General features: G+C 66.4%; 25 protein-coding genes. 21 read left to right on the top strand and 4 right to left on the bottom strand.

The window, feature by feature from the left end; genetic code table 11:
• Window positions 1-325: 325 nt before the first annotated feature.
• The 7 genes from J0J10_RS12745 (at window position 326) to J0J10_RS12715 (ending at window position 6,273) form a co-directional block, all read left to right on the top strand.
• Entirely contained in the window at window positions 326-2,089 is a 1,764-nt protein-coding gene (locus J0J10_RS12745; RefSeq protein WP_291646913.1) for an acetolactate synthase 3 large subunit, read from the top strand.
• 141 nt (window positions 2,090-2,230) lie between these two features.
• Window positions 2,231-2,944 (top strand): aspartate/glutamate racemase family protein, encoded by a 714-nt coding sequence (locus tag J0J10_RS12740; RefSeq protein ID WP_291646912.1) that lies wholly within the window; start codon window positions 2,231-2,233, stop codon window positions 2,942-2,944.
• On the top strand, window positions 2,941-3,651 hold the full coding sequence (locus J0J10_RS12735) for a glutathione S-transferase family protein (protein ID WP_291646911.1): 711 nt from the start codon (window positions 2,941-2,943) through the stop codon (window positions 3,649-3,651). The genes J0J10_RS12740 and J0J10_RS12735 overlap by 4 nt, the downstream gene beginning before the upstream one ends.
• Complete coding sequence (gene ilvN / locus J0J10_RS12730) at window positions 3,651-4,187, top strand: acetolactate synthase small subunit (protein WP_291646910.1); 537 nt, start codon at window positions 3,651-3,653, stop codon at window positions 4,185-4,187. The genes J0J10_RS12735 and ilvN overlap by 1 nt, the downstream gene beginning before the upstream one ends.
• Window positions 4,188-4,267: 80 nt before the next feature.
• Window positions 4,268-4,483 (top strand): hypothetical protein, encoded by a 216-nt coding sequence (locus J0J10_RS12725; RefSeq protein WP_291646909.1) that lies wholly within the window; start codon window positions 4,268-4,270, stop codon window positions 4,481-4,483.
• Window positions 4,484-4,561: 78 nt separating this feature from the next.
• Window positions 4,562-5,302 (top strand): helix-turn-helix domain-containing protein, encoded by a 741-nt coding sequence (locus J0J10_RS12720; protein ID WP_291646908.1) that lies wholly within the window; start codon window positions 4,562-4,564, stop codon window positions 5,300-5,302.
• Window positions 5,303-5,547: 245 nt separating this feature from the next.
• Window positions 5,548-6,273: a haloacid dehalogenase type II gene (locus tag J0J10_RS12715; protein ID WP_291646907.1), complete on the top strand. Its 726-nt coding sequence runs from the start codon at window positions 5,548-5,550 to the stop codon at window positions 6,271-6,273.
• 3 nt (window positions 6,274-6,276) lie between these two features.
• On the opposite strand, the gene J0J10_RS12710 is transcribed toward J0J10_RS12715, so the two are convergent.
• A complete protein-coding gene (locus J0J10_RS12710; protein WP_291646906.1) occupies window positions 6,277-6,822 on the bottom strand; it encodes a DUF924 family protein in 546 nt (181 codons plus the stop codon).
• Between the two features lie 161 nt (window positions 6,823-6,983).
• On the opposite strand from J0J10_RS12710, the gene J0J10_RS12705 reads away from it, so the two are divergent.
• From J0J10_RS12705 to J0J10_RS12690, 4 genes are all read left to right on the top strand, one after another.
• Window positions 6,984-7,634 (top strand): TetR/AcrR family transcriptional regulator C-terminal domain-containing protein, encoded by a 651-nt coding sequence (locus J0J10_RS12705; protein ID WP_291646905.1) that lies wholly within the window; start codon window positions 6,984-6,986, stop codon window positions 7,632-7,634.
• A 34-nt stretch (window positions 7,635-7,668) separates the two neighbouring features.
• Window positions 7,669-8,688 (top strand): ketol-acid reductoisomerase, encoded by a 1,020-nt coding sequence (ilvC, locus tag J0J10_RS12700; RefSeq protein WP_291646904.1) that lies wholly within the window; start codon window positions 7,669-7,671, stop codon window positions 8,686-8,688.
• 161 nt (window positions 8,689-8,849) lie between these two features.
• Window positions 8,850-9,038, top strand: a complete 189-nt coding sequence (locus J0J10_RS12695) for a hypothetical protein (protein WP_291635898.1) — start codon at window positions 8,850-8,852, stop codon at window positions 9,036-9,038.
• A gap of 49 nt (window positions 9,039-9,087) precedes the next feature.
• Window positions 9,088-9,309, top strand: a complete 222-nt coding sequence (locus J0J10_RS12690; protein WP_291646903.1) for a hypothetical protein — start codon at window positions 9,088-9,090, stop codon at window positions 9,307-9,309.
• A gap of 261 nt (window positions 9,310-9,570) precedes the next feature.
• On the opposite strand, the gene J0J10_RS12685 is transcribed toward J0J10_RS12690, so the two are convergent.
• Window positions 9,571-9,933, bottom strand: a complete 363-nt coding sequence (locus J0J10_RS12685; RefSeq protein ID WP_291646902.1) for a ComEA family DNA-binding protein — start codon at window positions 9,931-9,933, stop codon at window positions 9,571-9,573.
• Window positions 9,934-10,136: 203 nt separating this feature from the next.
• Window positions 10,137-10,676 carry a DedA family protein gene (locus J0J10_RS12680; RefSeq protein WP_291635902.1) on the bottom strand — a complete coding sequence of 180 codons (540 nt, stop codon included), beginning with the start codon at window positions 10,674-10,676 and terminating at the stop codon, window positions 10,137-10,139.
• A 212-nt stretch (window positions 10,677-10,888) separates the two neighbouring features.
• Between J0J10_RS12680 and J0J10_RS12675 the strand changes: the two genes are divergently transcribed.
• The 10 genes from J0J10_RS12675 (at window position 10,889) to J0J10_RS12630 (ending at window position 21,385) form a co-directional block, all read left to right on the top strand.
• Window positions 10,889-11,764: an ABC transporter ATP-binding protein gene (locus J0J10_RS12675; RefSeq protein WP_291646901.1), complete on the top strand. Its 876-nt coding sequence runs from the start codon at window positions 10,889-10,891 to the stop codon at window positions 11,762-11,764.
• Complete coding sequence (locus J0J10_RS12670; RefSeq protein WP_291646900.1) at window positions 11,761-12,549, top strand: ABC transporter permease; 789 nt, start codon at window positions 11,761-11,763, stop codon at window positions 12,547-12,549. The genes J0J10_RS12675 and J0J10_RS12670 overlap by 4 nt, the downstream gene beginning before the upstream one ends.
• A gap of 138 nt (window positions 12,550-12,687) precedes the next feature.
• On the top strand, window positions 12,688-13,704 hold the full coding sequence (locus J0J10_RS12665) for an ABC transporter substrate-binding protein (RefSeq protein WP_291646899.1): 1,017 nt from the start codon (window positions 12,688-12,690) through the stop codon (window positions 13,702-13,704).
• Window positions 13,705-13,860: 156 nt separating this feature from the next.
• Window positions 13,861-14,913 carry a sensor histidine kinase gene (locus tag J0J10_RS12660; RefSeq protein WP_291646898.1) on the top strand — a complete coding sequence of 351 codons (1,053 nt, stop codon included), beginning with the start codon at window positions 13,861-13,863 and terminating at the stop codon, window positions 14,911-14,913.
• A gap of 92 nt (window positions 14,914-15,005) precedes the next feature.
• Window positions 15,006-15,410 (top strand): nuclear transport factor 2 family protein, encoded by a 405-nt coding sequence (locus J0J10_RS12655; RefSeq protein WP_291646897.1) that lies wholly within the window; start codon window positions 15,006-15,008, stop codon window positions 15,408-15,410.
• Window positions 15,411-15,504: 94 nt separating this feature from the next.
• Entirely contained in the window at window positions 15,505-16,353 is an 849-nt protein-coding gene (gene pdxY, locus J0J10_RS12650; RefSeq protein ID WP_291647044.1) for a pyridoxal kinase PdxY, read from the top strand.
• A gap of 116 nt (window positions 16,354-16,469) precedes the next feature.
• Window positions 16,470-17,597, top strand: a complete 1,128-nt coding sequence (locus J0J10_RS12645; protein ID WP_291646896.1) for an endonuclease/exonuclease/phosphatase family protein — start codon at window positions 16,470-16,472, stop codon at window positions 17,595-17,597.
• Window positions 17,594-18,499, top strand: coding sequence for a PhzF family phenazine biosynthesis protein (locus J0J10_RS12640; protein WP_291646895.1), 906 nt, complete (start codon window positions 17,594-17,596; stop codon window positions 18,497-18,499). The genes J0J10_RS12645 and J0J10_RS12640 overlap by 4 nt, the downstream gene beginning before the upstream one ends.
• Before the next feature lie 13 nt (window positions 18,500-18,512).
• Entirely contained in the window at window positions 18,513-19,232 is a 720-nt protein-coding gene (locus J0J10_RS12635) for an NUDIX hydrolase (RefSeq protein WP_291646894.1), read from the top strand.
• An 80-nt stretch (window positions 19,233-19,312) separates the two neighbouring features.
• A complete protein-coding gene (locus J0J10_RS12630) occupies window positions 19,313-21,385 on the top strand; it encodes a M3 family metallopeptidase (RefSeq protein ID WP_291646893.1) in 2,073 nt (690 codons plus the stop codon).
• Window positions 21,386-21,503: 118 nt separating this feature from the next.
• Here the strand turns inward: J0J10_RS12630 and J0J10_RS12625 are convergent, their stop codons facing one another.
• Window positions 21,504-21,833 (bottom strand): hypothetical protein, encoded by a 330-nt coding sequence (locus tag J0J10_RS12625; protein WP_291635917.1) that lies wholly within the window; start codon window positions 21,831-21,833, stop codon window positions 21,504-21,506.
• Window positions 21,834-21,910: the final 77 nt, after the last annotated feature.

Raw genomic sequence — 21,910 nt, 5'->3', positions numbered from 1 at the left:
GCTTCCGTCTCCGGGATCGCTATCAGCCTGATCTTGAGAAAGTGTTCCCTTGGGGCAACGAATCCGCTGGCAATTGCCCGGCAGCCCGAAAATCCGTAGCGCAATCTGCTTGACCGGCCGGCGGCGCTCGTCTAGCGTCCGCCAAATTCTTTCACTGCAAGGGCGCGACATGCGCAAGCTCATTCTCGTAAAGGTGCGCTGGTAGGGGCCGGTTTAACAAACCGGGTGTCCCCAACGCCAGCGCACGCCCAGGCCCCTCAGAGGGCCTTTTTTATTGCCTTTTTTCCAGCTGAACTCGAAAAGACAGATCGCGCAGGAGACCGTTATGAGCGAGATGATGACTGGCGCCGAAATGGTCGTTCGCGCACTTCAGGATCAGGGCGTCGAGCATCTCTTCGGCTATCCCGGCGGTGCGGTGCTGCCGATCTATGACGCGCTCTTCCAGCAGGAGAAGGTCAAGCATGTGCTCGTTCGGCACGAGCAGGGTGCGGTCCATGCGGCCGAGGGCTATGCCCGCTCCGGCGCCGGCAAGGTCGGCTGCGTCCTCGTCACCTCGGGCCCCGGGGCGACCAATGCGGTCACCGGCCTGACCGATGCGCTGCTCGACTCGATCCCGCTCGTCGTCATCACCGGCCAGGTCCCGACCCATCTGATCGGCTCGGACGCCTTCCAGGAATGCGACACGGTCGGCATCACCCGCTCCTGCACCAAGCACAACTATCTGGTGAAGAGCATCGCCGACCTGCCGCGCATCCTGCATGAGGCCTTCTATGTCGCGGCAAACGGCCGGCCCGGCCCGGTCGTGATCGACATCCCCAAGGACATCCAGTTCGCGACGGGCGCTTATAGCCGGCCGCGCGACAACCAGCACAAGACCTATCGGCCGACGGTCAAGGGCGACCTCGGCAAGATCAAGGCTGCGGTCGAGCTGATCGCCAAGGCCAAGAAGCCGGTGTTCTACACCGGCGGCGGCGTCATCAATTCCGGGCCGCACGCCTCGGCGCTGCTGCGCGAGCTGGCGCGGCTGACCGGCTATCCTGTGACCTCGACGCTGATGGGCCTCGGTGCCTTCCCGGCGGCCGACAAGCAGTGGCTCGGCATGCTCGGCATGCACGGCACCTACGAAGCCAATCTCGCCATGCATGACTGCGACGTCATGATCAATATCGGTGCGCGCTTCGACGACCGCATCACCGGCCGGCTCGATGCCTTCTCGCCGCGCTCGAAGAAGATCCACATCGATATCGACCCGTCCTCGATCAACAAGAACGTCAAGGTCGATATCGGCATCGTCGGCGACTGCGCCCATGTGCTCGAAGACATGGTCCGGATCTGGCGCGAAACCTCGCCGCAGATCGACAAGACGGCGCTGACCGCCTGGTGGACGCAGATCGATGGCTGGCGCGCGCGCAACAGCCTCGGCTACAAGCAGTCCGGCTCGGTGATCAAGCCGCAATATGCGATCGAGCGCCTCTATGAGCTGAGCAAGGATCGCAACACCTACATCACCACCGAAGTCGGCCAGCATCAGATGTGGGCGGCCCAGTATTTCCGCTTCCAGGAGCCGAACCGCTGGATGACCTCGGGCGGGCTCGGCACCATGGGCTATGGCCTGCCGGCGGCGATCGGCGCGCAGATGAAGAACCCGGACGCGCTCGTCATCGACATCGCTGGCGAGGCTTCGATCCTGATGAACATGCAGGAGATGTCGACCGCGGTTCAGTACCGGCTGCCGGTCAAGATCTTCATCCTCAACAACGAGTACATGGGCATGGTGCGCCAGTGGCAGGAACTGCTGCATGGCGGGCGCTATTCGGAGAGCTACTCCGCCTCGCTGCCGGACTTCGTCAAGCTGGCGGAGGCCTATGGTGGCAAGGGCATCCGCTGCTCCGACCCGGCCGAGCTCGACGCCGCGATCATGCAGATGATCGAGACGCCCGGCCCGGTGATCTTCGACTGCCTCGTTGCCAAGGAGGAGAACTGCTTCCCGATGATCCCGTCCGGCAAGGCGCATAACGAGATGATCCTGCCCGATTTCGAGGGCGACACCGGCGACATCATCGACGCCAAGGGCAAGCAGCTGGTTTGATGGTGCACTGTCATGCTCGGGCCTGGCCCGAGTATCTCAGGCAGGGAGAGGCGCCGACCAGCCCCTTCTCGCCGGGAGATTCTCGGATCTGCGCTTCGCCGCGCCCGAGAATGACGGCGTCGGCACGATAGGGGGGACCACATGGCGACCATCGGCCTGATCGGCGGGATGAGCTGGGAATCGACGGCGGTCTATTACCGGCTGCTGAACGAGGGGGTGCGGCGGCGCCAAGGCGGGCTGCACTCGGCCGATATCCTCCTGCATTCTGTCGATTTCTCGCCGATCGCCGAAATGCAGGCGGCCGGGGATTGGGCGTCTGCCGGCGCGGCGATGGCCAACAGCGCGCGTCGCCTGGAAAGCGGTGGTGCCTCCTGCATCGTGCTGGCGACCAACACCATGCACAAGCTCGCCGACCAGATCACCCAGGCGACGAACCTGCCTTTCCTGCATCTCGCCGACGTCACCGCCAAGGCGATCCGCAAGACGCAGAGCCGCCGGCCGCTGCTGCTGGCGACGCGCTTCACCATGGAGCAGCGCTTCTATCGCGATAGGCTGGCCGCCTTCGGCGTCGAGGCACTCGTGCCGGACGAGACGGAGCGGGGTGAGGTCCATCGCATCATCTATGAGGAACTCTGTCGCGGCCGGGTCGAGCCGGTATCGAAGGCGCGCTATCGCGAGATCGTCGATCGGGTGGTCCGGGAGGAGGGCGCCGACGGCGTGATTCTGGGCTGCACCGAGATCACGCTGCTGCTCTCACAGTCCGATTTCGCCCAGCCGGTGTTCGACACGACGGCGCTGCACGTCGATGCCGCTCTCGATTTCGCTGCTGACCTGTCGGAGCAGGTCGCGGCATGAAACTGGTCATCGCCAACAAGACCTACTCGTCCTGGTCGCTGCGGCCCTGGCTGCTGCTAACCGAGCTCGGCATCCCTTTCGAGGAGGTCCTGATCCCGTTCGGGCAGACCTTCGACGATCCCGAATGGAAGCGCGCGATCTCGGCCTTCACTCCGGCCGGCAAGGTGCCGGCGCTGCTCGACGGCGAGATCCAGGTCTGGGAAACGCTGGCGATCATGGACCATGTCGCCGAACTCAGGCCCGAGCTGCCGGTCTGGCCGCGCGAGCGGGCGGCACGCGCCATGGCGCGTTCGATCGCGGCCGAAATGCATGCCGGCTTCGCGGCCCTGCGCGGCGCCTGCCCGATGAATCTGGGGCGCGGGTTCCACGCGCGCGACCGCGGCCCCAGCGTCGCCGCCGATGTGGCGCGCATCACCGCGATCTGGCGGGACGCCAGGGCTCGGTTCGGGGAGGGTGGGCCCTTCCTGTTCGGTGCCTTCGGCGCCGCGGACGCGATGTTCGCGCCGGTCGTGGCGCGCTTCGCCGGTTACGGCATCGGGCTCGACCCCGTCAGTGCCGCCTATGCCGAGGCGGTACAGGCGACGCGCGGCTACAAGTCCTGGCGCACGGCCGCGCTCGCCGAACCCTGGATCATCGAGGAGGACGAGGCCGACGAGCCGGTCCTCGAGGATTTTCGCCCCCATCTCAGCCGCAGCAAGGCCCAATGATGAACACGACGCATTATCCGACCGCCCCGACCGCCCAGCCGATCGCCCGTCACACGCTGGCGGTGATCGTCGACAACGAACCCGGCGTCCTGGCCCGGATCGCCGGGCTGTTCTCCGGCCGTGGCTACAATATCGAGAGCCTGACCGTCTCCGAGACCGAGCATGAGAAGCACATCTCGCGCATCACGGTGGTGACCTCCGGCACGGCGAGCGTCATCGACCAGATCAAGGCGCATCTCGACCGGCTGGTGCCGGTGCACCGCGTCGTTGACCTGACCCTGCAGGGCGAGGCGCTGGAGCGCGAGCTCTGCCTGCTCAAGGTCGTCGGCAAGGGCGATCACCGCGTCGAGGCGATGCGTCTCGCCTCGGCCTTCGGCGCCCGCACCCTCGATGCCTCGCTGACCTCCTTCGTCTTCGAGCTGACTGGCTCGACCGAGGAAATCGAGCGCTTCATCAAGCTGATGACCGTGGTCGGCCTGACCGAGGTGTCGCGCACCGGCATCGCCGCGATGAGCCGCGGCCCGGATGCGATGTGAGATCGGCCAGCGCGATGAAGGAGCCCCCGCATGGTTGATGGATACGGCCTTTCGGCCTTCGCGGCCGGGAGGGTTGGCGCATGATGATGGGGTTGGAACAGTTCGCGCTCGGCCTCGGCATCCTCGGCCTCGCCTGCTTTACCTGGCCGATCCTGCAGCGGCTTTCGGGCCGGGCCCAGCCCGAGCCTCTCGGCAGCGGCAGGAGCCTGCGCTCGCCGCTGTGGTGGGCCGGGTTCGGTCTGACCGTCATCGCGATCTTCCTGCAGCGGCTTGCGGCTCAGCAGGGCGGCGGCTGAGCCGCGACAAGTAGCCCTTGATCGTGCGCGGTGTTCGGCGGCAAATGGGCCGCATGATCCCTCGCCGGTGCGCAAGCGATGTCGATCCAACTCGAAATCCGCAGCTATCGTGGCGCCGACCGCCATAGCCACGACTACGCTCAGATTCTGCTGCCCATGCAGGGTGCGATGCGGCTCGATGTCGAGGGGCACCGCAGTGTCGTCTCGAGCAATTGCGTCGCGGTCATTCCGCGCGACCACGCGCATGATTTCGAGCCGACCGCCGATTGCAGCATGCTCATCCTCGATGTCGAGGCGAACGCGTTCGCGGGCGAGGCCGCTCCGGCGCTGCTGCGCGACCCCGCGCCGTCGCTGACGCGGGTCGAGCCCTGGCTGTGGCGGATGTTCCGCCAGCTCGGCGCCGAGGTCGAGGCCGGGGCCTGCCGGGCAGGCGATGCGGCGCGCATGGCGTTGGCAGGGCTGCAATTGCTCGAGCCGCAGACATTTTCGCGGCCGTTGTCACGCGCGGAAGGCCGCGTGCTCGAGGTCGCTCATGAGACGCGGCCAGGAAGCGTCTCGCAGATGGCGAAGGCGGCGGGCCTCGGTCAGAGCCGCTTCCACGAGCTGTTCCGGGCGACGACCGGGCAGTCGCCGAGACAGGCGCAATTGACGCTGCTGTTCGACGAGGCGGCCGACCGGCTGGTTACGACGGCGCTGCCGATCTCCGAGATCGCCTACGGGCTCGGCTATCAGAACGCCTCCTCCTTCAATCGGCAGTTCAAGCGGCGCTTCGGCCTGACGCCATCGGAGTTCCGCGCGGCGACCCGGCGAGGCGGCTAGTCCCTCACAGCCCTCATCCTGAGGAGCAGCCGTCAGGCTGCATCTCGAAGGATGCTTCAGCTGTCTCAGGAGCCTCCTGGATCATCCTTCGAGGCGGCCGCTCACGCGGCCTCCTCAGGATGAGGACCTGGGAGAGCGGATGAAGAAGCGCAGTTTCGGTCAAGCCGTTCGGAGCTTTGCCTCATCACAGCTTGCCGGGCCCTCGCTACGGTCGACGCGACCCAAGGCCATGAGGAACAACCGCGATGAAACTCACTGATTTCAAGGTCCTGACCTTCGATTGCTACGGCACGCTGATCGACTGGGAGACCGGCATCTGGAACGCGCTGCAGCCGCTGATCAGCGCCGGCCGGCTCGATCTTGGACGCGAAGACGCGCTGGCGCGCTTCAGTCGTATCGAGAGCGAGCTCGAGGAGGCGGCGCCGTCGCTGCGCTATTCGACGTTGCTCGCCGCTGTCCATGCCCGTCTCGCCAAAGATCTGGGCGTCGCCATCCACGCCGATCTGAACGAGCGCTTCGGCGGCTCGGTGCCGGACTGGCCGGCCTTCCCGGATTCCGCCGGGGCGCTCGCCTATCTCAAGCGGCACTACCGGCTGGTGATCCTCTCCAATGTCGACCGGGTGAGCTTCGCCGCCAGCAATCGCAAGCTCGGCGTCGCATTCGACGCGATCTATACCGCGGAGGATATCGGCTCCTACAAGCCCGATCCACGCAACTTCGCCCATCTGCTCGCGCATCTGGAGGCCGATCTCGGCCTTGAGGCCGGGGAGGTGCTGCACACCGCGCAGAGCCTGTTCCACGACCATGTCCCGGCCGAGCGAGCCGGGCTGGCGCGCGCCTGGATCGACCGGCGCTTCGGCATGGCGGGCAGCGGCGCGACGCAAGATCCCGCGACGCGGCCGCATGTCGATTTCCATTTCAAGAGCCTGGCCGAGCTGGCGCAGGCGCATCGAGAGGAGGTGGGCGGCTGAGCTTCAGCCGCTGAAGCCGCCATCGTCGAGGAAACGCCGCTCCTCGGCCGAGCTCTGCCGGCCGAGGACGGGATTGCGATGCGGAAAACGGCCGAAATCGCGGATGATGTCGCGATGGATCACCGCGAATTTCACGCCCTCCGGGTCGTCGGCGGCCTCGCAGAGCGCGATGCAGCGCTGCTGGTCGGCGAGGTCCTCCGAATGCATGAACGGCATGTAGATGAAGCGCCGTTCCGGGTTCTCGAATGCCTGGTCGAAGCCGCGCGCGACGGCGCGCTCGGCTACTGCGAGAGCCAACGGGTCGGCGGCGAAGGCCTGCGACGAGCCGCGATAGAGATTGCGTGGGAACTGGTCGAGCAGGAGCAGCAGGGCATAGACGCCTTCCGGCGTCTCTTCCCAGGCGCTCAGCTCGCCACGGGCGGCGGCCTCGACCTCGGCGAGGAAGCGCCGGCGGATCAGCGCGTCGAAGGCATCGTCCTTGGCGAACCATTTCTCCGGCCCGGCCTCGCGCCAGAAATCGAGGATCGCGGTAGCGGCAGGCGGGGTCATCGGCAGGCTCCGTCGGGTTTCGGCAATGTGGTCGGCTCTGCGCCTATATAGGCCGTGGCGCGCCGCAGGGTAGGCCGGCATTCCCCCGCCGCTTTCCGCTTGCACGCCCGCGGGCCCTGGGATAGATCACGGAACCGTAACGTACGGTACTGTTCCCGACCATGGTCGATTCCGCCACCGAAACCCAGGCAGAGGCGCTGACACCGCGACAGCTCGCGGTGCTCGATGCCGTGCTCGGGCTGATGGTGGAGAAGGGCGACCAGCTGACCATGGCCGCCGTGGCGCGGCGGGCGAGCTGCTCGAAGGAGACGCTCTACAAATGGTTCGGCGACCGCGACGGCCTCCTGACCGCGACGGTGCAATGGCAGGCCTCCAAGGTCCGCGCCGGCAATTACGACCGCCAGAAGCTCGACGCGCTGTCGCTGCGCGACAGCCTGATCAGCTTCGCCGCCAACTGGCTGCAAGTGATTTCGAGCCCGACCTCGATCGCCCTCAACCGGCTCGCCATCAGCCATGCCGCGACGCATGAGAGCAATCTCGGCGGCATCGTGCTCGCCAATGGGCGTTTCGCGATCGGCGAGCGGCTGCGGCCGTTGCTGGAGGACGGGCGTGCGACCGGACTGCTCGATTTCGACGATGCCGAGACGGCATTCCGGACCTTTTTCGGCCTGGTCGGCCGCGATGTGCAGATTCGCCTGCTGCTCGGCGACGCGTTGAAGCTCAGTGTCACCGAGATCGAGCGCGATGCGGCGCGTGCCGCCGACCAGTTCCTCGCACTTCACGGGCGGGCGAAACCCGCACCGAAAGCCTGAAGCAAAGAACCCAACCCAAGGAAGGACGCATCCAATGCGCGTTTATTACGACCGTGACGCCGACATCAATCTGATCAAGGGCAAGAAGGTCTGCATCGTCGGCTACGGCTCGCAGGGCCATGCGCACGCGCTCAACCTGCGCGATTCCGGCGTCAAGGAGATCATCATCGCCCTGAAGGCCGGCTCGGCCACCCGCAAGAAGGCCGAGGATGCCGGCTTCAAGGTCATGACCCCGTCCGAGGCCGCCAAGGTCTCCGACATCATGATGATGCTGACCCCCGACGAGCTGCAGGGCGACATCTATCGCGACGAGCTGCATGGCAACATGAAGGAGGGCGCCGCCCTCCTGTTCGCGCACGGCCTCAACGTCCACTTCAACCTGATCGAGCCGCGCAAGGACCTCGACGTGCTGATGGTCGCCCCGAAGGGCCCCGGCCACACCGTCCGTTCCGAGTATCAGCGCGGCGGCGGCGTGCCGACCCTGATCGCGATCCACCAGGACGCGACCGGCAACGCCCATGACCTCGGCCTCTCCTACGCCTCGGCCAATGGCGGCGGACGCGCCGGCATCATCGAGACCACCTTCAAGGAAGAGTGCGAGACCGACCTGTTCGGTGAGCAGGTCGTGCTCTGCGGCGGCCTGGTCGAGCTGATCAAGGCTGGCTACGAGACCCTGACCGAGGCCGGCTACGCTCCGGAAATGGCCTATTTCGAGTGCCTGCACGAAGTGAAGCTGATCGTCGACCTGATCTATGAGGGCGGCATCGCGAACATGAACTACTCGATCTCGAACACGGCCGAGTATGGCGAGTACGTCACCGGCCCGCGGATCATCACGTCCGAGACCAAGGCCGAGATGAAGCGCGTGCTGGCCGACATCCAGTCGGGCAAGTTCACCCGCGACTGGATGCTGGAGAACAAGGTCAACCAGACCTCGTTCAAGGCGACCCGCGCCCGCTATGCCGCGCATCCGATCGAGGAAGTCGGCGCCAAGCTCCGCGACATGATGCCGTGGATCAAGGCCAAGGCCCTGGTCGACAAGACCAAGAACTGATCCGGAGGAGGGTGGCGGGGCCGATTGCGGCTTCGCTTCCAGCCCATGGAAGATCAGGAACGGGCGCCCGCGAGGGTGCCCGTTTTACGTTTCGGGAGCGTCTCTGGAACCGGGCTGCCTCGCCGGCGTTGATGCTGCAGTCACAACAGCAGGAGCGTCCGATGATCCACGAGGAGACGCTGACGCAGCGGGCCGCCAGGCACGGCCGCCGACACCACCATGCGGGCCATGGGAGTTCCCATGCGGCCCATCCGATCTCGCGGCAGGAGCGGCTCTTTCTCGCTCTGCTCGGCGGCTGTCTCGGGCTCACGCTGCTCGCGAGCGCGATGTTGCAGCTGGTAAACGGCTGAATGCGTCCCGGCTGAACGCGGCCTTCGGGCACCGAGAAGGGAGACGGCAATGGAACAGGATGTCAGGGAGCGCGAGTCCCGGATTCCGAGGGAAGGCGGTCAGCCGATTCCGCCGATGCGGGCCGATACGCATTCCGATACCGATCCGGCGGTGGAAACGCCGGTCGAAGCGCGCCAGGGGTTCCTCGGCAGGCCGGTGCTGATGGTGCTGGTCTGGGGACTGATCCTCGCGGTCGTTGCCTGGATCGCGGTCGAGATGATCGCATACTGAGACGGCGCGGCCGGCGCGGCTTCAGAAAAGAAACGGAGATACGGCGAACGAAACGGCTTTCAACAGATGGAGGCGACCATGGAACCGGTGAGAACGCTGCATGAGTCACATGGCCTTCAACTCGGCCTTTCGCATCTGGCGTTGGGCGCCTCTTTCGCCCTGCTCGTGATGATCGTGATCGGTCTGCTGTAGAAGGCCAATTCTCCGGCATCGGAGAAATACGAGGCCGGCCGCTTTCGCAGCGGCCGGCCTCGCTCAGTTTCAGAAAGTGATCTTGTCCTTGATGTCGGCCTCGACATTGGCCGGCAGGACGTTGCGCTTCACCAGATCGTCGAAATTCTTGAACTTCGCCTTGGCGCGCTCCTCGATGATCTTCTTCGAGCGGGCCTCGCCAATGCCCTTCAGCGTGTCGAGCTCGGCGGCGCTGGCGGTGTTGATGTTGATCTTCTTGGCCTGGGCCTGCGTCGCGGCGGGCGCTGCGGGTTTCGCGGCCGGAGCGGCGGGTGTCGTCATCGGGGCCGCCGGCTTGGCCGGGGTCGCAGGTTGGGTCGCGGTCTGCGCGAGGGCCGGGCCGGCGGCGAGGGCGAGCGCGGCGAGGCCGGTGGCGAAGCGGGAGAGGGTCATGGCATGGACTCCTGTTAAGTCCTGCCCGGAGGATTTCGAGCCGCGCGGATGCCGGGCCGTCCGCGCCGCCGCGTCGGTTGCGAACCGGGTAGGCCGGTCTCGACGCGATGGCCGGACTTTCGGCCGGACAGCCTGAACGGGGTCTGAGACCTCCGTTCAGCTGGCGTTGTGTTTCGGCGGAACGTTTCGGAGGGGCGCCGTCGCTATTTGCCGGTGAACTGCATCATCATCTCCGTCGCGCGTCCGGCGCCATAGAGCAGGCCGAAGCCCCAGGCGAAGGAGGCGACGAAATTGGCGAGCTGGAAGAGCCAGAACGGCATCTGCACGATGCCGGCGACCAGCGCGATCACCGCCCGCACGGGCCCGACGAAATGGCCGATGATGATGCCGAGAAAACCCCATTTCTCGAAGAAGTCGTGGCCCTTGCGCAGCAGATTGGGATTGTCGCGCAGCGGCCAGTAGTCGTCGACACGCGGGCCGAGCCGGAGGCCGACCCAGTAGGACAGCCAGAAGCCGAAGGCCGCGCCGAGCGAGGCGGCGAACGAAAGCGGGATCAGGTCGAGGCCGGAGGCGCCGGCGACCGCGCCGAAGGCGGTGAAGAAGAGCGTGGCCGGCACCAGCCAGGAAAAGATCGCGACACATTCGGCGAAGGCGACAAAGAAGACGATCGGCAGCGCCCATTGCTGGTTGGTGCGCATGAACTCGACGAGAGCCTGAATCCATAGGTCGAGTTGCGCGGTCACCGGCCGGTCTCCTTCAAGGGAATGCAGCGATACAACAGAAGCTTCGGCGTTTCGCTAGCTGGCCGGCGTTAAAAAACTGCCGCGGCGCTCTGCTATCGTACGGGTTGCCTTCGCCGGATGATCGCCTACTCTCGCCGCCGACGGGAAAAATCGACCGGGGCAGCCGGTGCCTGCAAGGCGCGGCGCTGTACTCGGCGGGGGAAACGACACTGATGCAGTCTGAAGACAGCCCGCCGGGTGCGGCGGGCGCGGGGAGTGCCGCCTCGGCACCAGCGGTCCGCCTGAGCGGGCTGGACATCACCTTCCATCTCAAGGGCGGGACGCGCTACCAGGCGGTGAAGGCGATCGACCTCAGCGTCGCCAGCGGCGAGTTCGTCTCGGTGGTCGGACCGACCGGCTGCGGCAAGTCGACCCTGCTCAACGCCGCTGCCGGGCTGCTGACCCCTTCGGCCGGCAAGGTCGACATCTTCGGCAAGCCGCTCGTCGGGCTCAACCGGCGCGCCGGCTATCTCTTCCAGCAGGACGCGCTGATGCCGTGGAAGACGGCGCTCGACAACGTCAAGGTGGCGCTGGAGCCGATGGGCGTCTCCGACGCCGAGGCCGACAAGCGGGCCCGCGACTGGCTGGCCCGCGTCGGCCTGCGCGCCTTCACCGAGCGCTACCCGCACATGTTGTCGGGTGGCCAGCGCAAGCGCGTGGCGCTGGCGCAGATGCTGATCCGCGACCCCGAGATCCTCCTGATGGACGAGCCGTTCGGCCCGCTCGATGCGCAGACCCGCCAGATCATGGGCAATCTCCTGCTCGACCTCTGGTCGAGGGATCGCAAGGCGCTGATCTTCGTCACCCATGATCTCGAGGAGGCGATCGCGCTTTCCGACCGCGTCGTGGTGATGTCGGCCGGCCCTGCCGCCGGCATCGTCGCCGACTACAAGGTGCCGCTGCCGCGCCCGCGCGACATCGCCGAGATCAGGCTGGAGAAGGCCTTCCATGAGATCCATCGCGACATCTGGTCGTCGCTGAGGATCGAGGTGCAGAAGGCCTATGCCATGGGCGAGGGCAAGGAACTGGTCGGGGAGGGAAGCCCGTGAGCCGACTCAAGCTGCTCTTGCTGCAGATCCTGGTGATGGTCGTCGTCCTGACGATCTGGCACGTGATCAGCAATTTCCCGATCTTCGGCGACGTCAAGACGATCCGCTTCTTCTTTTCGACGCCGTTCGACGTGCTGGCGCGGACCTGGAAGCAGCTCACCGGTGCCGAGATCTACTGGCATCTCAGCATCACCCTGACCGAGACCGTGCTCGCCTTCGTCATCGGCTCGGCCGCCGGTGTCTTCTTCGGCTTCGCCTTCGCCAGGAATGCGCTGCTGGCGGCGGTGTTCGATCCCTATATCAAGGCGGCGAACGCCCTGCCGCGCGTCGTGCTGGCGCCGATCTTCGCGCTCTGGTTCGGGCTCGGCATCTGGTCGAAGGTGGCGCTCGGCTTCACGCTGGTGTTCTTCATCGTCTTCTTCAACGTCTACCAGGGCGTGAAGGAGGTCTCACCGACCGTGCTCGCCAATGCCCGCATGCTCGGCATGAACGAGCGCCAGCTCTTCCGCCATGTCTATTGGCCCTCGGCCCTGACCTGGATGTTTTCCTCCCTGCACACTTCGGTCGGATTCGCGCTGGTCGGCGCGGTGGTCGGCGAATATCTCGGCTCCTCGGCCGGGCTCGGCTACAAGATCCACGAGGCCGAAAGCGTCTTCGACGTCACCGGGGTGTTCTCGGGCATGCTGATCCTGGCGCTGTTCGTGATCCTGATCGACTCGCTGGTGACCATGGTCGAGAACCGGCTCCTGGTCTGGCGCCCCGGGCAGAGCTCGACGACGACCTGAACGGAGACGGAGGCGAGACGAAGGGCCGGTGGCCTTCGGGAATTGCACGCTGCGTGACCGCGGCCTAGGTTTTGGACAAGGGGCGGGGTCGCAAAAAGCTCCGGCCGGACAAGAAGATTTGGCAGGGAAGGAAACCAAATGAACCGCAGACATCTGATCGCTGCCGGCCTGGCACTGGCGGTATTCTCCACGCCGACCTTCGCCCAGAACGCCGAGAAGCCGAAGCTGACGCTCGGCGTCGGCGGCAAGCCGCTGCTCTATTATCTGCCGCTGACGGTCGCCGAGAAGAAGGGCTACTTCAAGGAGCAGGGGCTCGACGTCGAGATCAATGATTTCGGCGGCGGTGCCAAGTCGCTGCAGGCCCTGGTCGGCGGCTCGGTCGACGTCGTCACCGGCGCGTATGAGCATACCATCCGGATGCAGGCCAAGGGCCAGGACATCCGCGCGGTGATCGAACTCGGCCGCTTCCCGGGCATCGTCATCGCGGCGCGCAAGGACCTGGCCGGTAAGGTCAAGTCGGCCGCCGATTTCAAGGGCCTGAAGATCGGCGTCACCGCGCCGGGGTCCTCGACGGCGCTGACCGCGCAATACGCCATGGTCAAGGCCGGGCTGAAGGCGACGGATGCGCCGATCATCGGTGTCGGCGGTGGCGCCAGCGCGGTCGCGGCGATGAAGCAGGGACAGGTCGACCTGATCTCGCATCTCGACCCGGTGATCTCCAAGCTGGAGGCCGATGGCGACATCACGACGCTGATCGATACGCGCACCGAGGCCGGCACGAAGGGCCTGTTCGGCGGCGCCAATCCGGCCGCGGTGCTCTATCTCAAGGCCGACTTCGCCGAGAAGAACCCGGTGACCACGCAGAAACTGGTCAACGCGCTGATGAAGTCGCTGAAATGGCTGGAGACGGCCAAACCCGAGGACGTCGCCGATCTCGTCCCGGCCGAATACCATCTCGGCGACAAGCCGCTCTATCTGCGCGCGGTCAAGAACTCGCTGGAGAGCTATTCGCGCACCGGCATCTCGACGCCCGATGCGATGAAGAGCATGTATGATTCGCTTAAGCTGCTCGATCCCGAGCTGGCGAAGTCGGATGTCGACCTGAGCAAGACCTTCATCGACAGCTTCGCCAAGAAGGCCGGGGCGGGTTCCTGATCCGGTAGGCATCGTCACCGGCGGCGAGCGGGAAGTCGCTTGCCGCCGGTCACGCGATGCTTTCAATAGGGAAGAAGCTTTCCCTTCGGCGACGCAGGTCGCCACTTCAGGTGATATTTGAACAGCGGCACGCGGTTTCTCGATGGTGGCGGCGCGATGGCGGCGGCCATCGCAGCTCATGACTGGACGACGACGCTCGGCCCGCCGGAGAACTGGCCAGCCGCCTTGCGGGTGGCGGTCGGAATGATGGTCAATTCGCATTTCCCGAAATGCATCGTCTGGGGTCCCGACCTCATCACCATCTACAACGACGCCTTCCGGCCGATCCTGGGGGATAAGCCGCCGGCGCTCGGCAAGCCGTTCAGCGAGGTCTGGGCCGAGGTCTGGCCGCAGATCGGTCCACTGGTCGAAAAGGCCTATGCTGGCGAGGCGACTTTCATCGAGGATTTCCCGCTCGTCATCGACCGCTATGGTCATCCCGAGCGCGTCTGGTTCACCTTCTGCTACAGCCCGATCCGCGACGAGAACGGCGCCGTCGTCGGGATGATCGACACCGTGGTCGAGACCACCGCCAAGATGCAGTCGGAGCGCAATTCGCGCCTGCTCAACGCCGAGCTGGCTCACCGGATGAAGAATGTGCTGGCGATGATCGGTGCGGTCGCCAACCAGACCTTCCGCTCGGCGAGCTCGCTCGACGAGGCGCAGGTGACCTTCGGCGAGCGGGTCGCCGCGCTCGGCGAGGCGCATACGATCCTGACCCAGTCGAGCTGGAGCGGCGCACCGATCCGTGCGGTGATCGAAGGCGCTCTGGCGCCGCACCGCATCGCTGCCGGGCGTGTCTTGCTCAGCGGCCCGGCCCTGGAACTCGGGGCCAAGCAGTCCCTGACGCTGGCGCTGGCGATCAACGAACTCGCGACCAATGCGATCAAATATGGTGCGCTGTCGGGTGAGGGCGGCCAGGTCGCGATCTCCTGGCGAATCGGTTCGCCGGAAAGCGAGGAGCTTTTCGCCTTCGGGTGGAGCGAGAGCGGCGGGCCACCGGTGAATACGCCGGCACGCAAAGGCTTCGGGTCGCGCCTGCTCGAGCGGGTCGTGGCGCTGGATTTCCAGGGCAGGGTCTCGCTGGACTATCGGCAGGAGGGCCTGCGCTACGCGCTGGAGACGACGATGTCGGCGATCGCAAATGCCGAGCCGGTCCATGCGAACTGAGCGCGTGGCGGCGCTGTCCCGGCGCCGGACCCGGAACTGGACTCTCCGCGGCGCGCGGAGCACAGTATCGCTCTGACGTTTGGGAATGTGCCATGAGCGAGCACGCCGCCGTCGCCGAACTGATCAGAAGCGCTTACGCGGCCCGCCATCGCGGCGACCTAGATGAGCTGATGGGCTATTTCCACGAGCAGTGCAGCTATCGCCTCGCGGGCGGCCCCACCGCTTCCGACGTCTTCGTCCAGCCGCAGGGGCATGCCGCCGTACGTGCGCAGATGGCCGCGCTGATCGCCACCTATGTCTTCAGCAACATCGAGGAACTCGCGCTGATGGTCGATGGCGATCGGGCAACGCTGCACTGGCGGGCCGATGTCCGATGCCTGCCGAGCGGCCGCACCGGCTCCTTCGAGATCATCGACCTGTTCACTTTCGCCGACGGCAAGCTGACCAGCGTGACGCAGTTCACCGACACGGCCGGCGTGGCCAGATTGTCGGCGTGAGGGGCGTGCAGGCACCCGCAAGATCGCTTTCGATTTGCGACGGGGCCGGGGAAGGCGCTAGACCATGCCCTCCTGCCACGAACCTGTCGTGCCCATGAACATCCTCTCGATCCAGTCGCATGTCGCCTATGGCCATGTCGGCAACGCCTCCGCCGCCTTCTGCATGCAGCGCCTCGGCGTCGAGGTCTGGCCGATCCATACCGTGCAGTTCTCGAACCATACCGGCTATGGCGACTGGAAGGGCCGGGTCTTCGATGGCGGCATGATCGACGAGGTGGTCGAGGGAATCGCCGAGCGCGGCGTGCTGCCCACCTGCGATGGCGTGCTCTCCGGCTATATGGGCTCGGCCGATATCGGCCATGCCATCCTCTCGGCCGTCGAGCGCGTGCGGGTCGCCAATCCCAAGGCGATGTATTGCTGCGATCCGGTGATCGGCGATGTCGGGCGCGGCATTTTCGTGCGGCCGGGGATTCCCGAATTCATGCGCGAGCAGGCGGTGCCGGCCGCCGATATCGTGACCCCGAACCAGTTCGAGCTGGAATTGCTGACCGATGTCGAGGTTCGCAATATCGGCGACGCCCACCGTGCCGTCGAGGCGCTGCGCGATGCCGGGCCGAAGGTCGTGCTGGTGACCTCACTGATCACCGACGAGACGCCGGACGATGCGATCGACCTGATGGCCGCCGATGCGCAGGGTGCGTTCCGGGTGCGCACCCCGAAGATCGACATCAGCGTCAACGGCGCCGGCGATGCCATCGCGGCCTTGTTCTATGTCCACTATCTGCGCGACGGCTCGGCGGCGAGCGCGCTCGCCAAGGCCTCGTCCTCGATCTATGGGCTGCTCAAGCGCACCAAGGATGCCGGCTCGCGCGAGATCCTGACCGTCGCGGCGCAGGACGAGTTCGTGGCGCCCTCGCACCAGTTCACGCCCGAGGCGGTCTGAACGGTGCTGTCCTCGCCCTCGGTCCTGATTCCGAGAAGCCGCCCTCGCGCCCAGCCTTGGGCTGGGCCTCTGGATGATTGCCGGCCTTGGCAGCAGCGGCATTCCGCGGACCTGCGATGAAGCTTCGCCTCGGCACCTTCAACGTCGAGAACCTGCTGACGCGCCACCGCTTCGAGGCTGGCGGCCGCACCGAGACGGCGGCGGCGATGTCCTTGTTCAATTTCCCGCGTGCCGATGAGCGCGATGCGGTCGAGCGTTCGCTCGCGGTCGCGCTGGAAGACGACAAGCGCCAGATGACGGCGCTTGCCCTCGCCGAGGCCAATGCCGACCTCTGGATGCTGCAGGAAGTCGATTCGCTCGCCAGCCTGCAGGCTTTCTTCGCCAACTATGTTCACCGCATCGCCGATCACCGCTATGGGCATTTCACGCTGATCGACGGCAATGACCGCCGCAGCATCGATATCGGCTTCGCCGCCCGGCGCGACCTGCTGGCGCCTTCGCAGGTTTCGGTCCACTCCTATCGTGAGCTCAGCTTCGCCGAGGCCGGAGCCTTTTCGCCCGCGGTCGCGGCTTTCGGCATCCGCCCGGGCGATCGGGTCTTCGCGCGCGATTGCCTGGTGATCGCGCTCGATTTCGGCGACCGCGAACTGACCCTGTTCGGCTGCCATTTCAAGTCGATGAACAATGGCCGCGACGATGGCAGGCAAGCGACGCTGCCGATCCGCCGGGCTGAAGCGCTGGCGGTGCGGCGCCTTGTGCAGGAGCGTTTCGGCGCTGGCTGGCGGCAGGCGAATTGGGCGATCCTCGGCGATCTCAACGGGTATCGCATCGGGCTCGGGCCTTTGGCGGAGCCGGTCGACGAGGGCGATAGCGGTCTCGAGCCGCTGCTGGATGATTTCGCCGTCGATCCGATGACGAGCCTGCCCGAGCATGAGCGCTGGACGCATTTCCGGCGCTACTGGTCGGATGCGCAGCAGAAGCTGCTCGAGAGCCACATGCCGCTCGACCATATCCTGCTGTCGCCGGCCTTGGCCGCGGCCAATCCGAAGCCCGTCATCCAGTTGATCCGGCGCGGTCTGCCTTATCGTGTGCCGCTCGATCCGCGCGAGGCCGATCGTTCGATGGGCAAGCTGGCCCTGACCAATGATCGCTATCCGCGCGTCGGCTGGGACCGGCCCAAGGCCTCGGATCATTGTCCCCTGACGATCGAGCTGACGATCCCGAAAGCGCAAGGAAGGTCATGATGCAGCGTCGCTTCGTCACGCTCGACGTCTTCGCCGCTCGCCCGCATGCCGGCAATCCGCTGGCGGTCGTGCTCGACGCCGACGGACTCGACGTCGCGGCGATGCAGGCGATCGCGCGCGAGTTCAATCTTTCGGAGACGGTCTTCGTCCTGCCGCCGACCGATCCTGCGCACCGGGCTGCGCTGCGCATCTTCACGCCGGAGCGCGAGCTGCCCTTCGCCGGACATCCGACCGTCGGCACCGCGGTGCTGCTGGCCCTGCGCGACGCTGCCGAGGGCCGACCCGCGGCGCTGCTCGTTCTGGAGGAGGAGGTCGGTTTCGTGCCCTGCGCCGTGGGCTGCGGTACGGCGCGCTCGGGCTATGCCACCTTCACCTTGCCGCGCCTGCCGGAGGAGGTCGAGCCGGCCGCGGCCTTGCCTCTGCTCGCCGGAGCGCTGGGGCTCGACCGGCGTGATATTGGCTTCGAAGCGCATGTGCCCAGTGTGTTCTCGGCCGGGCTCGGCTTCACGCTGGTGCCGGTGGCGACCCGCAAGGCGCTCGCGGAAATCCGCCTCGATACCAGCCTCTGGTCGCAGGCGATGCGACCGGTGGGCCAAGAGAACGCCTTCGCATATTGCCGCGAGACGGCCGAAGCGGGCCATCATTTCCATGCGCGCATGTTCGCACCAGGCATGGGGGTCGTCGAGGATCCGGCCACCGGCTCGGCCGTCGCCGCATTCGCAGGGGCGGTGATGTGCTTCGAGAGGCCGGGGGATGGCGAGCATCGCCTGGTGATCGAGCAGGGCTATGAGATTGGCCGACCCTCGCAGATCGAGCTCGGGTTGAGGGTCGTCGACGGTGCGCTGGTCTCGGCGACGATCGGCGGGATGGCGGTGGTGATGAGCGAGGGACACCTGCTGTGAGGAGACCGGGGCGGTGAACGGCGTCGAGGATGGCAATATTATCGCGCTCCGGGGGGTCGAAGCCCGGGTGGAGCCCTATGAATGGAGCTTCGCCAGCGAGCGAGCCGCGGAGATCGCCGAGCATTGGCGCAGTCTGACCGCGGACAAGCCGGCGATGTTCAATGGCCGCGTCCTGCTGCAGCATCGCGGCGCGATCGAGGACGGGGTCTTCCATGCCGGCTATTTCGGTGCCGATTATGCGGCGCTCCTGGCCTGGCGGAGCTTCGGACTGCCGCCTCCGGCGGTCCGCAACGGTTTCGGCATGGCGGCGCTGCGCGCGGCCGATGGCGGCTTCCTCCTCGGCCGGATGGGCGAGCACACCGCCAATGCCGGCAAGGTCTACTTCGCGGCCGGCACGCCCGATGCGGACGACATCCTGCCCGATGACACGCTCGATCTTGCCGGCAGCGTCACCCGCGAGCTCTGCGAGGAGACCGGGCTTTCGCTCGACGAGATCGCGGTGGCGGAGAGCTGGGACGCGGTGATCGTGCCCGGTCGCGTCGCCTTCATGCGCCCGGTTCGGATCGATCTGCCGGCCGAGGCGGCGCGGGCGCTGATCTTGGAGCGCATCGCCGCGCAGCAGGAGCCGGAGCTCGCCGACATGGTGATCGTCCGCGAACTGGCCGATTGCGGCGAGCATGACATGCCCCCCTTCATGATCGCCTATCTCGCCCATATCTTCGGGCGGGACTGATCCGCCCTGGGAGGCGCGGCCCTGCCGCGCCCGGGCGAGCTTTCCTTTCGATCGATGCAGAAGCGCTGAAAGACCCGTTCATGACCGCATCCGAAGCCCTGAACCTGCCGGCCGGCAATCCCTTCGCGCGGGTCTGGGAGACGCCTTTCGGTTTGCCGCCCTTCGCCGAGATCCGCCCGGAACATATCCATGAGGCCTATCCGGCGGCGCTGGACAGGCACCGGGCCGAGATCGAGGCGATCAAGGCCGAGAAGGCTGAGCCCGATTTCGCCAACACGATCGAGGCGCTGGAGCGTTCGGCCCGCGGGCTGAGTCGGCTCGGCGGCGTCTTCTACAATCTCGCCGGGGCGGACACGAACGAGGCTTTGCAGGCGATCGAACGCGAGATGTCGCCGGTGATGTCGCGTCACTGGTCCATGATCATGATGGACGAGGGGCTGTTCGCGCGGGTCGAGGCAGTTTTCCGTCGGCGCGAGAGCCTCGGCCTCGACGCCGAGCAGATGCGCTTGCTGGAGCGCACGCATCGCGGCTTCGTCCGCGCCGGCGCGCAGCTCGGGCCCGAGGACAAGGCGCGGCTCGCGGCGATCAACGAGCGGCTCGCCATGCTGGGCACCAGCTTCGGCCAGAACCTGCTCAAGGACGAGGCGGGCTATGCGCTGGTGCTGGAGAACGAGGCCGATCTCGTCGGTCTGCCGCCCTTCGTCGTCGCGGCGATGGCCCGGGCCGCGACCGATCGCGGCGAGGTAGGCAAGCATGCGGTGACCTTGTCGCGTTCGGTGATCGAGCCTTTCCTGACCTTCTCGAAGCGACGTGATCTGCGCGAGGAGAGCTTCGCCGCCTGGAGCAGGCGCGGCGAGAATGGCGGCGAGACCGACAACCGCGCCATCGTCGCCGAGATGGTCAAGCTGCGGGCCGCGAAGGCGCGCCTGCTCGGCTTTGCCACCTTCGCCGATTTCAAGCTCGACGACAGCATGGCGAAGACGCCGGCGCGCGTGCGCGAACTGCTGGAGCTGGTCTGGAAACCGGCCAAGGCGCGCGCCGCGCAGGAGGCCGCCGACCTCGCGGCACTCGCCCGGGAGGAGGGCGAGAACGGCCCGATCCGCCCTTCGGACTGGCGCTATTACTCGGAGAAGGTGCGGCAGAAGACCTATGCGCTCGACGAGGCGGTGCTGAAACCCTATCTCCAGCTCGACCGCATCATCGCCGCGGCCTTCGACACCGCCGGCAAGCTCTTCGGGCTCGCCTTCGCCGAGCGCAAGGACCTCGCCGGCTACCATCCCGACGTCCGCATCTGGGATGTCACGGAGGCGGCGAGCGGCCGGCATATCGGGCTCTTCCTCGGCGATTATTTCGCCCGCGCCTCGAAGCGTTCGGGCGCCTGGATGAGCGCCTATCGCGGCCAGCGCAATCTCGACGGCGAGGTCCGGCCGATCATCGTCAACGTCTGCAATTTCGCCAAGCCGGCGGAGGGCAAGCCGGCGCTGCTCTCGATCGACGACGCCCGTACGCTGTTCCACGAGTTCGGGCACGCTTTGCACGGCCTGCTCTCGGACGTGACCTATGGCTCGCTGGCGGGAACCTCGGTCTCCCGCGATTTCGTCGAACTGCCCTCGCAGCTCTATGAGCATTGGTTCCTGACCAGAGAGGTGATGCAGCGCTTCTGCCTGCATGCCGAGACCGGCGAGCCGATCCCCGACGCGCTGATCGAAAGGATCCGGAAGGCTCAAACCTTCAACCAGGGCTTCGCCACGGTGGAATACACCTCGTCGGCGCTGGTCGATCTCGCCTTCCACTCGCTGGAGCTGCCGGCAGAGGTCGATCCGCTCGCCTTCGAGGCGGCAGAGCTTGCCCGGATCGGCATGCCCGGCGAGATCACCATGCGCCACCGCACCCCGCATTTCAGCCATGTCTTCTCGGGTGACGGCTATTCTGCGGGCTATTACAGCTATCTCTGGTCCGAGGTGATGGACGCTGACGCCTTCAACGCCTTCATCGAGGCGGGCGATGTCTTCGCGCCGGAAGTGGCCGGGAAGCTGCGGCGCTACATCTATTCGGCCGGCGATACGCGCGACCCGGCCGAGGCCTACACGCTGTTCCGGGGCCGGCTGCCGACGCCGGACGCCCTGCTCGAGAAGCGCGGACTGGCGGGGTAGTCGGGAACTCGGGGCGTCATGGTCGGGCTTGTCCCGACCATCCGCGTCTTCGCTGGTCGCGTGTCGCTGCCCAAGACGTCGATGCTCGCCGCACTGGCGAGCAAGACGGCGGTTGTTCTCAGGGATAGCCGAATTTCGACTTGGTCGCGCGCAACTGGGACAGCGCTCCGGCCTCGTTGCCACCCGAACAGGTGGCGCGCGCCTTCTCGATCTCGGCGCTGACGCGGACATGGACATTGCGGGTGGTGTGGCCGGTCTGGACATCGTTGTCGACGACCGCCTGGAAGCGCTCGATCTCGCCGCCGCAGCCGCTGCCGGTCGGCATGCGGAAGGTGTTCGGGGTCACGCCGGTCGGCGCCTGCTCCGGCGAGGGGGCCGGCGGCGGGCCGGCGCTCTGGCAGGCGGCGAGCGCTAGGCAAAGGGCGGTTGCGAGAAGTCCAGCGCGCATGGTCGGCTCCGAAGCGGGATCGGCCACGAGCATGACCGATTCCGTGCCGCCAGCCAATCATGAGCGGCCTGTGGACA

This window comes from Allobosea sp. (genome assembly GCF_017308075.1).
GTDB lineage: Bacteria > Pseudomonadota > Alphaproteobacteria > Rhizobiales > Beijerinckiaceae > Allobosea.
The sequence above is the reverse complement of the archived record's forward strand: the minus strand, read 5'-3'. Positions and strand labels throughout refer to the sequence as shown.

What these genes read in the sequence shown, in the direction of transcription:
- J0J10_RS12745 (WP_291646913.1), top strand. Translation starts at nt 326, where the DNA reads ATGAGCGAGATGATGACTGGCGCCGAAATGGTCGTTCGCGCACTTCAG.
- J0J10_RS12740 (WP_291646912.1), top strand. Translation starts at nt 2,231, where the DNA reads ATGGCGACCATCGGCCTGATCGGCGGGATGAGCTGGGAATCGACGGCG.
- J0J10_RS12735 (WP_291646911.1), top strand. Translation starts at nt 2,941, where the DNA reads ATGAAACTGGTCATCGCCAACAAGACCTACTCGTCCTGGTCGCTGCGG.
- ilvN (WP_291646910.1), top strand. Translation starts at nt 3,651, where the DNA reads ATGAACACGACGCATTATCCGACCGCCCCGACCGCCCAGCCGATCGCC.
- J0J10_RS12725 (WP_291646909.1), top strand. Translation starts at nt 4,268, where the DNA reads ATGATGATGGGGTTGGAACAGTTCGCGCTCGGCCTCGGCATCCTCGGC.
- J0J10_RS12720 (WP_291646908.1), top strand. Translation starts at nt 4,562, where the DNA reads ATGTCGATCCAACTCGAAATCCGCAGCTATCGTGGCGCCGACCGCCAT.
- J0J10_RS12715 (WP_291646907.1), top strand. Translation starts at nt 5,548, where the DNA reads ATGAAACTCACTGATTTCAAGGTCCTGACCTTCGATTGCTACGGCACG.
- J0J10_RS12710 (WP_291646906.1), bottom strand. Translation starts at nt 6,822, where the DNA reads ATGACCCCGCCTGCCGCTACCGCGATCCTCGATTTCTGGCGCGAGGCC.
- J0J10_RS12705 (WP_291646905.1), top strand. Translation starts at nt 6,984, where the DNA reads ATGGTCGATTCCGCCACCGAAACCCAGGCAGAGGCGCTGACACCGCGA.
- ilvC (WP_291646904.1), top strand. Translation starts at nt 7,669, where the DNA reads ATGCGCGTTTATTACGACCGTGACGCCGACATCAATCTGATCAAGGGC.
- J0J10_RS12695 (WP_291635898.1), top strand. Translation starts at nt 8,850, where the DNA reads ATGATCCACGAGGAGACGCTGACGCAGCGGGCCGCCAGGCACGGCCGC.
- J0J10_RS12690 (WP_291646903.1), top strand. Translation starts at nt 9,088, where the DNA reads ATGGAACAGGATGTCAGGGAGCGCGAGTCCCGGATTCCGAGGGAAGGC.
- J0J10_RS12685 (WP_291646902.1), bottom strand. Translation starts at nt 9,933, where the DNA reads ATGACCCTCTCCCGCTTCGCCACCGGCCTCGCCGCGCTCGCCCTCGCC.
- J0J10_RS12675 (WP_291646901.1), top strand. Translation starts at nt 10,889, where the DNA reads ATGCAGTCTGAAGACAGCCCGCCGGGTGCGGCGGGCGCGGGGAGTGCC.
- J0J10_RS12665 (WP_291646899.1), top strand. Translation starts at nt 12,688, where the DNA reads ATGAACCGCAGACATCTGATCGCTGCCGGCCTGGCACTGGCGGTATTC.
- J0J10_RS12660 (WP_291646898.1), top strand. Translation starts at nt 13,861, where the DNA reads ATGGCGGCGGCCATCGCAGCTCATGACTGGACGACGACGCTCGGCCCG.
- J0J10_RS12655 (WP_291646897.1), top strand. Translation starts at nt 15,006, where the DNA reads ATGAGCGAGCACGCCGCCGTCGCCGAACTGATCAGAAGCGCTTACGCG.
- pdxY (WP_291647044.1), top strand. Translation starts at nt 15,505, where the DNA reads ATGAACATCCTCTCGATCCAGTCGCATGTCGCCTATGGCCATGTCGGC.
- J0J10_RS12645 (WP_291646896.1), top strand. Translation starts at nt 16,470, where the DNA reads ATGAAGCTTCGCCTCGGCACCTTCAACGTCGAGAACCTGCTGACGCGC.
- J0J10_RS12640 (WP_291646895.1), top strand. Translation starts at nt 17,594, where the DNA reads ATGATGCAGCGTCGCTTCGTCACGCTCGACGTCTTCGCCGCTCGCCCG.
- J0J10_RS12630 (WP_291646893.1), top strand. Translation starts at nt 19,313, where the DNA reads ATGACCGCATCCGAAGCCCTGAACCTGCCGGCCGGCAATCCCTTCGCG.
- J0J10_RS12625 (WP_291635917.1), bottom strand. Translation starts at nt 21,833, where the DNA reads ATGCGCGCTGGACTTCTCGCAACCGCCCTTTGCCTAGCGCTCGCCGCC.